At 31.3% G+C, this 12,573-nt stretch carries 13 protein-coding genes; all 13 read left to right on the top strand.

Annotated features, from left to right (window positions below; all coding sequences use genetic code 11):
- The first annotated feature begins 14 nt into the window (after positions 1-14).
- The 13 genes from I6U51_RS20345 (at position 15) to I6U51_RS20285 (ending at position 12,484) form a co-directional block, all read left to right on the top strand.
- Positions 15-275 (top strand): stage V sporulation protein S, encoded by a 261-nt coding sequence (locus tag I6U51_RS20345; RefSeq protein ID WP_185648905.1) that lies wholly within the window; start codon positions 15-17, stop codon positions 273-275.
- A gap of 269 nt (positions 276-544) precedes the next feature.
- Positions 545-4,111, top strand: a complete 3,567-nt coding sequence (gene smc / locus I6U51_RS20340; RefSeq protein ID WP_211144394.1) for a chromosome segregation protein SMC — start codon at positions 545-547, stop codon at positions 4,109-4,111.
- Positions 4,112-4,381: 270 nt separating this feature from the next.
- Entirely contained in the window at positions 4,382-5,293 is a 912-nt protein-coding gene (gene ftsY / locus I6U51_RS20335; RefSeq protein ID WP_211144393.1) for a signal recognition particle-docking protein FtsY, read from the top strand.
- Between the two features lie 166 nt (positions 5,294-5,459).
- Entirely contained in the window at positions 5,460-5,801 is a 342-nt protein-coding gene (locus tag I6U51_RS20330) for a putative DNA-binding protein (RefSeq protein ID WP_211144392.1), read from the top strand.
- Between the two features lie 165 nt (positions 5,802-5,966).
- Positions 5,967-7,316, top strand: coding sequence for a signal recognition particle protein (gene ffh / locus I6U51_RS20325; RefSeq protein ID WP_211144391.1), 1,350 nt, complete (start codon positions 5,967-5,969; stop codon positions 7,314-7,316).
- A 66-nt stretch (positions 7,317-7,382) separates the two neighbouring features.
- Complete coding sequence (rpsP, locus tag I6U51_RS20320) at positions 7,383-7,628, top strand: 30S ribosomal protein S16 (RefSeq protein WP_178910768.1); 246 nt, start codon at positions 7,383-7,385, stop codon at positions 7,626-7,628.
- 18 nt (positions 7,629-7,646) lie between these two features.
- Complete coding sequence (locus I6U51_RS20315) at positions 7,647-7,874, top strand: KH domain-containing protein (RefSeq protein ID WP_178910769.1); 228 nt, start codon at positions 7,647-7,649, stop codon at positions 7,872-7,874.
- 397 nt (positions 7,875-8,271) lie between these two features.
- The gene (gene rimM, locus I6U51_RS20310; RefSeq protein ID WP_211144390.1) at positions 8,272-8,760 is read left to right on the top strand and encodes a ribosome maturation factor RimM; all 489 of its coding nucleotides are present in this window, start codon (positions 8,272-8,274) and stop codon (positions 8,758-8,760) included.
- Complete coding sequence (gene trmD, locus I6U51_RS20305) at positions 8,751-9,482, top strand: tRNA (guanosine(37)-N1)-methyltransferase TrmD (RefSeq protein WP_211144389.1); 732 nt, start codon at positions 8,751-8,753, stop codon at positions 9,480-9,482. Before rimM ends, trmD begins: the two co-directional genes overlap by 10 nt.
- 175 nt (positions 9,483-9,657) lie before the next feature.
- Entirely contained in the window at positions 9,658-10,005 is a 348-nt protein-coding gene (gene rplS, locus I6U51_RS20300) for a 50S ribosomal protein L19 (protein ID WP_211144388.1), read from the top strand.
- Between the two features lie 68 nt (positions 10,006-10,073).
- Positions 10,074-10,643, top strand: a complete 570-nt coding sequence (gene lepB, locus I6U51_RS20295; RefSeq protein ID WP_211144387.1) for a signal peptidase I — start codon at positions 10,074-10,076, stop codon at positions 10,641-10,643.
- A 96-nt stretch (positions 10,644-10,739) separates the two neighbouring features.
- Positions 10,740-11,582, top strand: a complete 843-nt coding sequence (ylqF, locus tag I6U51_RS20290; RefSeq protein ID WP_211144386.1) for a ribosome biogenesis GTPase YlqF — start codon at positions 10,740-10,742, stop codon at positions 11,580-11,582.
- 41 nt (positions 11,583-11,623) lie between these two features.
- The gene (locus I6U51_RS20285; RefSeq protein WP_425489785.1) at positions 11,624-12,484 is read left to right on the top strand and encodes a ribonuclease HII; all 861 of its coding nucleotides are present in this window, start codon (positions 11,624-11,626) and stop codon (positions 12,482-12,484) included.
- Positions 12,485-12,573: the final 89 nt, after the last annotated feature.

Below are 12,573 nucleotides of genomic sequence, written 5' to 3'. Positions count from 1 at the left end.
GGGAGGAATTATACATGGAAGTATTAAAAGTATCAGCTCAATCACAGCCAAAATCAGTAGCAGGAGCTTTAGCTGCAGTATTGAGGGATAACTCATCAGCTGAGGTTCAAGCAGTAGGAGCAGGAGCAGTTAACCAAGCGGTAAAGGCAATAGCAATTACAAGAGGGTTTGTTGCTCCGAATGGTATAGATCTAGTTGTTGTTCCTGCTTTTTCAGAAATAACAATTGAAGGGGAAGAAAGAACAGCAATAAAATTTATAGTTGAACCAAGATAGCTTTGTTTAATAAAGAAACCCTGTGATGAACAGGGTTTTTATTTTATCTAAAGTAAGTTTCACTTTATAATTGATATTTTAATTAATATAATATAAACTATATAAAGTAAATTCTATAATGCATGTATAATACAAATTACAAAGGAGTGTTATAGTATGAAGAAGAAGACAAGAGAAAATATGAGAAAAGCGTTGGTATACGTAGTGGCGCTTATGTTTTTAGTTAGCTTGCTTCCGATGTTATTTGGGAGATAAGGAGTGTACTATTTATGTATTTAAAATCTATAGAGATAAGGGGTTTTAAATCCTTTGCAGATAAAACTGAACTAATGTTTAAAGATGGAGTTACGGCTATTGTAGGACCAAATGGTAGTGGTAAAAGTAATATTTCTGATGCAGTAAGGTGGGTTCTTGGAGAACAAAGCGTAAAAAGTCTTAGAGGCGGCAAAATGGAGGATGTTATTTTTGCAGGAACTCAATTTAGAAAGTCTGTAGGACTTTGTCAGGTTTCTCTCACATTAGACAATGAGGATAGAAGTCTAGCACTTGACTATACGGACGTTACTATATCTAGAAGGCTTTATCGTTCCGGAGAAAGTGAGTATTACATTAATAATACTCAATGTAGATTAAAGGATATTAATGAACTTTTTATGGACACTGGAATAGGTAAGGAAGGATATTCAATAATAGGTCAGGGTAAAATTGAAGCTGTATTAAGTGGAAGACCTGAGGAAAGAAGAAGTCTTTTAGAGGAAGCTGCAGGAATAGTTAAGTTTAAGTCTAGAAAGGAAGAAGCAGAAAAAAAGCTAGAAAATACAGAAAGTAATCTTGTTAGAATAGATGATATTCTAGGTACTTATGAGGAAAGATTAGAACCTTTACGTATAGAAAATGAAAAGGCTAAAAAGTTTATAAAGTTATCGGAAGAACTCAAAAATAAGGAAGTAAATATAATTGTTCACTCAATAGGAAAGGTTCAAGAAAAGATAAATTCTGCTGAAGATTCCATCAATGGAATGAATACAAGTACAGAAGAATTAAATATAAAACTTACTGAATCTAAAAATATGATTAACAATTGGAATGAAAAGCTTGAGGCTATAGACCTAAAGAATTCAAATGATAAAAAACAATATTATGATAACAAGTCAAAAAGGCAAGAGGTAGAGTCAGAAACAAATTTACTAGGCGAGAGGTTAGAAAATCTATATAACTATATACAAAAAAGCTCAAAGGAAATTAATGAAATCGAGAATAAATTAGCTAATATAATATCTGATAAGGGTATTCAAGATAAAGAACTAAGTATTTTAAGAAATAATCAAGAAGATATAAATAAACAGATATATAAATACGAAGAAGATATAGCTTTAATAGATGCTTCTATTTCAGATAAAACCAGCCTGGTAAAGAGGTTAAAAGATGATCAGATAGAATACCTTAGGAGTATATCAAACTTAAAAAATAATGTTTTAATGCTAAAAAATGATATTGATATGCTTACAGAAAAGGCTTTAGATATAAAAAATTCTTGTGAGAGCTATTTGCATTCAATTAAGATCAATACAAAAACTAAAGAGGTGCTTTTAGAACAGATTGAAAAGATAAAACAAAAAATAGATTCTTTACAAGAGAACATAAAAATTAATTCAGGACAGATATCTAAATTGAACTCTGCATTATCTGCTAAAGAAAAAGAACTTAAAGAATTAAATAATATCCATAGTAGATTGGAAGCTAATCATAATATGCTTGTAAATTTAGATAAGCAATATGAAGGATACAATAGATCAGTAAAAACATTGATGGGAGATGTAAGCAAAGGTAAGGTATCTGTAGGAAAAGATAGTTGTTTTGTTTTAGGTGAAGTAATAAGTGTAAAAAAAGAACTTGAAGTAGCTGTGGAAATAGCGCTAGGTGGGGCAATATCTGATATAATAACCCAAAATGAAGAAATAGCAAAAAGTCTTATAAAGTATCTAAAGGAAAATAAGATTGGTAGAGCTACTTTTTTACCGCTTACTATTGTTAGAGGTAAAAAGGCATCCATAACAAACGCTATACAGAACACAGAGGGATACATAGGAATTGCTAGTGAGCTAATAAGTTATGACAAGGCCTTTACAAATGCAATAGAGTATATACTTGGTAGAACTATAATATGTAATAATATGGACAGTGCGCTTCATATAGCGAAAATAAGTAATTATAGTTTTAAGATAGTTACCCTATCTGGGGAAGTTGTTAATCCTGGTGGTTCAATGACAGGAGGAAGTTTACATAGTAAAAATGCAAATATAATTGGTAGAAAAAGAGAAATAGAAGATATTAAGTTAAAAGTAAGGGATACTGAGGAAAAAATCATTGCTTTAACTTCTCAAATACAAAACTATAGAAACAATATTAAAGCTTTAGATGAGGAAAATCTAAATTTAAAGGATCAGACTTACTTTGAAAATATAGAAGTTACTAAATTAAAAGGAAAAATTAATGCTGTTGATAACGAAAGCAGCAAACTAAAAGAAAATTTGGTAGTATCTAATAGAGAAATAGAACTGCTAGATGAAAAACTAAAGGAAAACGTAGAAGAACTATCTGTAAAAGAAAAAGAATTAGAGACTGCAACTAATAATCAAGTTGAGAATGATAAATTAATTGCTGAGATTGAGGAAGAACTAAAGGATAAGATTAAAGAAATCGATAGTTCTAAGGAAAGTCTTACACATTTAAAAATAAAAAAAGCTCAGATAGATGAAAGTGTTTCAAATAAAGCAATAATATTAGATAAATTATTATTGGATATAACTGAGCTAAATCAAAAAAAGAGACTTATAGAAGATGAAAATAAAAAGTCGGAAGAAAGCATAAATAGGTGCAAAAGCCAAATTGAACACAATAAAGAAGCAGTAAAAACTATTGAAAATTACATCTTAAAGTTAGAAGAAAAAATTAAAGAGCAGGATATAGAGATTATAAGAATTAAAGAAAAGATTAAATTAGATACTGATAATATGGAAAGTTTAAGCTTAGTTATTAACAAGAAAGAAGATGAATTACATAAGGCGCAGCTTTTCCTTACAAAGCTAACAGCTGAAAAGGAATCTTTGTATTCAAAACTAAATGATGAACTTGAAATTACTTATGCAGAAGCTCTAGAATACAAAAAAGACATAGAAAATATGGAAGAATTTAAAAAAGAAATTACTGCCTTGAAAAATAGTATATCAGCTTTAGGTACAGTTAACGTAGGAGCTATTGATGAATATAGAGAGTTAACTGAAAAAGTAAATTTCATGACTACTCAAAGAGAGGACTTAATAAGAGCTAAGGAAGAACTTGCTGGAGTAATAAGTGAGATGACTGATAAGATGAAAGTGGTATTCAACGAGAACTTTAATAAGCTTAGAGAGAATTTTAATGAAACATTTAAGGAGCTTTTTAAAGGAGGAAGTGCAGATCTAATACTAACAGATGGAGATGAACTGACAGGTAATATTGATATAACAGTTCAACCTCCCGGAAAGAAACTCCAAAATATTAACTTGATGTCTGGTGGAGAAAAGGGACTTTCAGCTATAGCTTTACTTTTTGCTATATTAAAGATGAAACCAACTCCATTTTGCATACTAGATGAGATAGAGGCAGCATTAGACGATGCGAACGTAGCAAGATATGCAGAATTCCTAAATAAATTCTCAGAAAATATTCAGTTTATTGTAATTACCCATAGAAAAGGAACAATGGAAGCAAGTGATGCGCTATACGGAGTTACTATGGAGGAAAAAGGTATATCGAAGATAGTTTCTGTGGATCTAAGCAAAGAAGCATCTTAAAAAAATGGGAAGCATTTTTTAGAGGACAGAGGACAATGAAGGAGGATTTTTCTACTTTACACTACGAAAAATCTTTAATTATATTATAAACCGATGTTTCACATTAGTGAAACGAGCTCAAAAATAAATTAGTTTTCTGACGTAAGGAAGAAAACTCACCTTCATTGTCCTCTGTCAATTGTTCTCTTAAAAGCTTTGCGTCACAAAAATTTAAAATTATGAGCTTAAGTAAAATATTTATACTATAGTTATAACTTAGGAGGAGTAAAAATGTTTGGTGGATTTTTTGAAAAATTAAAAGATGGTCTCTCAAAGACAAAAAATAATCTCACAGAAAAGATAACTGACATGCTAAGTGGTGCTATGACCATAGATGAAGACTTATATGAAGAACTAGAGGAGATACTTATTACAGCAGATATAGGAGTTGAAACAAGTCTTCATATTATTGAAAAACTAAAAGAAAAGATAAGAGAAAATAAAGTTAAAGATCCGGCTCTTGTTAAAGACTACCTAAAGGAAGTTATTATAGATATACTAGGAGAAGAAAATGGAACTATAAGACCAGATAAGACTCCAGCAGTTGTTCTTGTTATTGGGGTAAATGGCGTTGGCAAAACTACTTCTATTGGGAAAATATCCTCAAAACTAAAAGACAGCGGATATAAGGTATTAATGGCAGCAGCAGATACATTTAGAGCTGCCGCTATAGATCAACTTGAAGTTTGGAGTAAAAGGGCAGGCGTGGATATTATAAAACATCAAGAAGGCTCAGACCCTGCAGCAGTGGTTTTTGATGCAGTACAGGCGTCTAAAGCAAGAAAAACCGATGTACTTATTTGTGACACAGCTGGAAGATTGCACAACAAGAAAAATCTTATGGATGAACTTGGGAAAATAAATAGAATAATTGACAGAGAGTTTGGTGAAGCTGATAAGCAAACTCTATTAGTATTAGATGCCACAACTGGTCAAAATGCAGTTCAACAAGCAAGACAGTTTATGGAGGTATGTCCTATTGATGGAATAGTTCTTACAAAGCTTGATGGAACAGCGAAAGGTGGAATTGTAATATCCATAAAGCACAGTTTAAATATACCTGTTAAATTAGTAGGTGTAGGAGAGAGTATAGAGGATTTACAAGAGTTCAATCCAAAGGAATTTGCTGAAGCTTTATTCTAGACTAAAAAGTTGTAACACTGTATTTAAAATATTTTTAATGTGTTAAGTAAAATTACTTGACAGCATTTATAATCTTTGATATTATATAATTCGTTGAGTAAAACATTAAATGTTTTAATAAATTTAAAGGAGTGAGAGTGCAATTTATATAATTGCATAGTGCTTCATGGAAGAAAGAATTCAACTCTCTATACTATTAGATTTGTATGGCGAGCTTTTAACAGAGAAACAAAAAGATATAATGGAACTGTATTATAATGATGACTTATCTTTAGCTGAGATATCTGAAATAACAAATACCAGCAGGCAGGCAGTACATGATATCATTAAAAGATGTCATAAGCTTTTATTACAGTATGAGGAAAAGCTAGAATTGATGAAACAAAAGCTAAAAATGGAAGAGGTTAAGGTATTTCTTTTAAATTCAATAGATTTATTAAATGCAAAAAACAGTGAGAATTCTAAAGTATTAGATGAAATGAAAAAATATATAATTGATAATATTTAGGAGGTTAAAGTCCTAAACGGACTTTAACGGGTAATTTTGCTAGGTAAAAGTTCTAAATGAACTTTTACGGGTAACTTGTGAGCGAAAGCGAAAATCTTAAGTTACCCAGTTCCCGAAGGGAAACGAGCAAAGTTACCCAGTGTTCCGACTAAAAGGAGGAATAGCATGGCTTTTGAAGGGTTGGCTTCTAAGCTTCAGGAAACCTTAAAAAAACTTAGAGGCAAAGGTAAGCTTTCTGAAAAAGATATAAAAGACGCTATGCGAGAAGTAAAACTAGCACTTCTAGAAGCGGACGTTAATTATAAGGTTGTTAAAGACTTTATAAAAAGTGTAAGCGAAAAGTGCCTTGGAGAAGAAGTTCTCCAAAGTTTGACTCCAGGCCAACATGTTATAAAAATAGTTAATGAAGAGCTTAAAGAGTTAATGGGAAGTAGTGAAAGTGGTATCCAGTTTTCTTCAAGCGGAACAACTATAATAATGTTAGTTGGGCTTCAAGGTGCAGGTAAAACTACTATGGCAGGAAAACTTGCTCTTCAACTTAGAAAGAAAAATAAAAAGCCACTTCTCGTAGCTTGTGATATATATAGACCTGCAGCTATAAAGCAGCTTCAGGTAGTAGGAAAACAAATAGATGTGCCAGTATTTACTATGGGAGATAAAGTTACTCCAGTAGATATATCAAAAGGTGCATTAGAATATGCGAAAAATAATAGCTTAAATGTTGTTATAATAGATACAGCAGGTAGACTTCATATAGATGAAGAATTAATGAATGAATTAAAAGATGTAAAAGAAAATATGAATCCTGATGAAATATTATTAGTTGTTGACTCCATGACAGGACAAGATGCAGTAAATGTTGCTAATAGCTTTAATGAGCAGTTAGACTTGACTGGTGTAATACTGACAAAACTAGATGGAGATACAAGAGGTGGAGCTGCACTATCAATAAAAGCTATGACTGGAAAGCCTATTAAGTTTATAGGTGTTGGAGAAAAAATGAGTGATTTCGAGGTGTTCCATCCAGATAGAATGGCATCTAGAATATTAGGAATGGGTGATGTATTATCACTTATAGAGAAAGCTCAACAGTCTATAGATGAGGAAGAAGCTAAAAAATTAGGAAATCGTATGATGAGTCAAGAATTTAATCTAGAGGATTTCCTATCTTCAATGCAGCAAATGAAAAAGTTAGGACCTTTAAATAAGTTAATTGAGATGATGCCTGGAGTAAATACTAAGGAACTTCAAAATGTAGACCTTAGTGGAAGTGAAAAGGAATTATCTAAAATAGAAGCTATAATCAATTCAATGACTATAAAGGAAAGAAGAAATCCCTCTTTAGTAAGTAGTTCTCCTTCAAGAAAAAAGAGAATAGCATCAGGTTCAGGTACTACTATACAACAAGTTAATAAGCTTCTAAAAGACTTCGAAAATATGAAGAAGATGATGAAGCAAATGAAGGGAATGCAAAAAGGATTTAAAAAGGGTCTCTTTGGTAAAATGCCTTTCTAAAGGTTGAAATAAATAAGTTAATTTAAAAAAGATAGATTTATATATCCTTAAAAGGAGGTGAAATTAATGGCAGTAAAGATAAGATTAAGAAGAATGGGTGCTAAAAAAGCTCCATTTTACAGAATAGTTGTAGCAGATTCAAGATCTCCAAGAGATGGTAGATTTGTAGAAGAAATAGGTTATTACAATCCAATAACTGAACCAGCTACTATAAAAGTAGATGAAGAAAAAGCTGCAGAGTGGTTAAAGAATGGTGCTCAACCAACTGAGATCGTTAAAAAGCTTTTCGTAAGAGCTGGATTAAATAAGTAGTAACTGGAGGGGTATTAAATGAGAGAATTAGTTGAAATTATAGCTAAGTCATTAGTTGATAACCCAGAAATGGTTCAGGTCAATGAAATTGCTGGTGAGCAATCAATAATTCTTGAACTTAAAGTTGCACCAGATGATATGGGAAAAGTAATTGGAAAACAGGGAAGAATAGCTAAAGCTATAAGAACTGTTGTTAAAGCAGCAGCTATAAAAGAAAATAAAAGAGTTGTTGTTGAGATAATATAAAGAGTTAGGTGCACCTAACTCTTTTATTATATTTAGATAAATATAAATTAAAGATAACAAGCAAATATATATGTATAATATAAATAGAAATCAGCAATATATGACTATAGTCTAAAATTAAGGTATATGAAAAGAAATAAGAGACCAAATATGCGAGAATACTGGTCTATTATTTATTTGATTATGCCTAAATGTCAAAGTATTAATAGTTTTAAATAAATAGATTAGGGGGTTAAAGTCCTAAATGGACTTTAACGGATAATTTTGCTAGGTAAAAGTTCTAAATGAACTTTTACGGGTAACTTGTGAGCAGAAGCGAAAATTTTAAGTTATCCAGTTCCCGAAGGGAAACGAGCAAAATTACCCAGTGTGACCACTAAAAGGAGGAAAGGATTCTATGAAACAGTTTATAACTGTTGGACAAATAATAAATACTCATGGACTAAATGGAGAAGTAAAAGTATATCCTTTAACTGACGATATAAAGAGATTTAGAAAGTTAAAAAAAATATACATAAATGAAGTAGAAAGACAGGTAGTTTGGTGCAAGCTTCAAGCAGATAGGGCTATATTAAAAATTGAAGGCATAGATTCTATAGAGGATGCTGTTAAATATAAGGAAAAATATATAGAAGTATCAAGAGAAGATGCTGTTAAACTACCTGAAGGAAGGTATTTTGTCACAGACATAATTGGATGCACAGTAGTAGATGAAAATGGCGTGGATTATGGGAAAATTTACGACGTAATACATACAAAAAATAATGATGTATATTGGATAAAAGAAGGAAAAGAACTATTAATTCCTGTTTTAAAAGAGATTGTGGTTAATATAGATGTAGAAAATCAGAAAATAACAATAAAACCGGTGGAAACATGGCAGTAAAAATAGACATATTAACTCTATTTCCTGAAATGTTTCAAGTATTTAACCACAGTATAATAGGTAAGGCTAAAGAAAAGGGTATTGTAGAGGTAAATGCAGTTAACATTAGAGATTACACAACTAATAAACATAAAAAAGTTGATGACTACCCTTATGGCGGAGGAGCTGGTATGGTTATGGCTTCTCAGCCTATAGCAGATTGTATAAAAGCTGTAAAGAATAATAATAAAGGTAAGGTTATTTTTTTAGGTCCAAGAGGAGTAACTTTTAATCAGAATATGGCAAAGGAACTTGCTAAAGAAAGCGAATTGATATTTATTTGTGGACATTATGAGGGAATTGATGAAAGAACATATAAATATATAGATATGGAAATATCTTTAGGTGATTTTGTGCTTACTGGAGGAGAAATGGCCTGTATACCTATAGTAGATAGTATCTGTAGAATTATACCAGGAGTTCTATCCAGTAGTGAAAGCTATACAGAGGAGTCTTTTTATAGTGGATTACTTGAATATCCGCAGTATACAAGACCGGAGTGTTTTGAGGGGGAAAGTGTTCCAGAGATTTTACTATCTGGACATCATGAAAATATAAGAAAGTGGAGACGTCTTCAATCACTTTTAATAACTAAGGAAAAAAGACCAGATTTATTTAAGAAGTTAAAGTTATCAGAGGAAGATAAAAAATTATTGTTTAAATGTCAAAATAAAGTATTATAATTAAACAAGTTTTTACTATTAATGTATTTTTTAAAAATTCATTGGGAAAAAATTAAATTTTATATTGAAAAATAAATTCCTGTGTGATAAAATGAATTTTGTGCTACACAGGCGGTCCTCTGCTTGCTTAACGGCTGGGCAAGAACGTCGAATATTATTTAGGAGGTAATGCACAATGTTAGAAATAATAAGACAAATCGAAGCAGAACAAATTAGAAATGATTTACCAGCATTCAACGTAGGAGATACTGTAAAGGTTCATATAAGAATCAAAGAAGGAAACAAAGAAAGAGTACAGATTTTCGAAGGAATAGTTCTTAAGAGACAAAATGGTGGATTAAGAGAAACTTTCACAGTAAGAAGAGTAGCTTACAATGTTGGGGTTGAAAAAACTTTCCCAGTTAACTCTCCTTCAGTTGAAAAAATAGAAGTAGTAAGAAGAGGTAAAGTAAGAAGAGCTAAGCTATTCTACTTAAGAAGCAGAGTTGGTAAGGCAGCAAAAGTAAAAGAAATATTAAAGTAAAAGAAATATTAAAGTAAAAACGGGGCTTAATAAAGTCCCTTTTTTGTATATTAAGGTGGTGTATGGTTATGGTAAAGGAATTAATTGAACTTGGAAAATCTATAGTTATAGCTATAATAGCAGCTTTTTTGATTATAACATTTGTATTTGAAACTGTAAGTGTCGATGGTCATTCAATGGATCCTACTTTAAATAATAAGGATAGGCTTATTGTAGAAAAGGTAACATATTACTTTAAGGCTCCAAAGCCAGGAGATATAGTTGTAATAAAGTATCCTGCAGACCCGAAAGAAAAGTTTATTAAAAGAGTGGTAGCAGTAGGCGGAGATAGAGTCAAAATTGAAAATAATAAGTTGTACATAAATGACAAACCTAAGGATGAGCCATATATACTTGAGCAAAACATGCGTGATTTTAGTGAGGTTACAGTTCCTCAGAATACAGTATTTGTATTAGGAGATAATAGAAATAATAGTAGAGATAGTAGATACCCAGATGTAGGCTTTGTTGACTATAAAATGGTTGTTGGCAGAGCTGCACTGAGAATATATCCATTTAGCAGATTCGGGGGATTGGCTTTAAATGAGCCTTTATACTTTGGATTTGCTATGGATATTCAATCTAAATATTTAACTTAATTATAATTATACTTGTAATTAAGTTAAGTACTAGAGATATAACTCCATATAGGGTTAAAAAGTGAAAACTTTAAGAGGTTAGAAAGGAAGAATAAAATGGCTATAAATTGGTTCCCGGGACATATGGCGAAGACTAGAAGGGAAATAAAAGAAAACTTAAAACTGGTAGATGCGGTAATAGAAATCAGAGATGCCAGGATAGTTAAATCAAGTAAGAATCCAGATGTAGATGATATATGTGGAAATAAACCGAGAATAATACTATTAAATAAAAGCGATCTAAGCGAAGGTTCTATCACTAAAGAGTGGATCAAAAGCCTTTCAAATGAAAATATAAGAGTTTCAGGGGTAAATTGTATTACAGGAGAGGGATTAAAAGGTATTAAACCACTTTTAAACGACCTTCTAAAAGAAAAACATGAAAGAATGAAGGCAAAGGGAATTGTAAATATAATTGATAGAGTGATGGTTGTAGGTATTCCAAATGTAGGAAAGTCTTCCTTTATTAATAAGATGGCTAAGAATAATATAGCTAAAACAGGTGACAGACCTGGAGTTACGAGAAGTAGACAGTGGATTAAAACAAAAATTGGAATTGAGTTGATGGACACACCAGGAATTCTATGGCCAAAATTAGAAAGTGAAGAAACTCAGTTAAATCTAGCATTTACAGGGGCTATTAAGGACGAAATTATGGATATAGAAGAATTAGCTCTAAATCTCATTAGAAGGCTTCAAGTTGACTATGCTGATAGATTAATGACTAGATATAAACTTAATGAGCTAAGTGAAGATCCTCTAGAAAATATGAATAGTATAGGAAGAAAAAGAGGAGCAGTTATATCTGGTGGAGAAATAGACTATAATAGAGTATCAGTAATGCTTTTAGATGAGTTTAGAGGCGGAAAGCTAGGAGCTATATCATTAGAGAGACCTTAATTTTTCAAGTGTTTAATTTAGCAAATGGAGAGTTCTTAATTATGAATACAAATGTAGCTAATGAAATTGAAATTAGTAAAATGGAAGAAGATTTATTTGAGAATGCTGGCAAACTAAACTTTAACAATATAAAGACTTATACGGCGTATATTAAAAATAACTATTCCGAAGTTGGAAAAAAAAAGTTATATAGAATCATAGAATGTCTTAATAAGGACACAAGAAAAAATGTATTAAGTTTAGCTGAAAGTCTAGGAAAATTTATTGAAAAAAATGAAAATGAAATTTCTAGAGTAAAAGATATGTATGAATTTGACAAAAGCTTTGGAAAGTATATATATGTAGCTGGTGTAGATGAGGTCGGCAGAGGGCCATTAGCAGGGCCAATAGCTGCGGCTGCTGTGGTTCTAAAATTAAATTACAAAGAAGATAATGATTTGATTTTAGGAGTAAAGGATTCAAAAAAGCTTTCGCCGAAAAATAGAGAAGCATTATCAAATATAATAAAAGAAAAGGCTGTAAGTTATAACGTAGCTGTCTTAAATAGTACTGAAATCGATGATAAAGGTATAGCATGGTGTAATAATGAAGTGCTTAGGAGAGCGGTTTTAGGATTGAAAGTTTCTCCGGATATTGTATTATCAGATGGATATGCCGTTAAAAACTTAAACATACATAATGAGTTTATAATAAAGGGAGATGCTAGAAGTGCTAGTATAGCAGCTGCTTCTATAGTAGCTAAAGTCTACAGAGATAATTTAATGAGGGAGTATTCTGGTATGTATCCTCACTATGGTTTTGAGAGTAATGCAGGATATGGAACTGAAGAACATATTCAAGCAATAAAAAAATTAGGTACATGTAAAATACATAGAATGAGCTTTTTAAGAAATATAATATAGAATTTATAATTAGAGAATGACACTTTTAAGTTTAAAGTGTCATTCATTGCGTTAACGTAAGATAAATGTTAAGGTATTTCTAAAAACAG

The sequence above is a fragment of the Clostridium aciditolerans genome (assembly GCF_016316925.1).
GTDB classification, from domain to species: domain Bacteria; phylum Bacillota; class Clostridia; order Clostridiales; family Clostridiaceae; genus Clostridium_AM; species Clostridium_AM aciditolerans.
The sequence above is the reverse complement of the archived record's forward strand: the minus strand, read 5'-3'. Positions and strand labels throughout refer to the sequence as shown.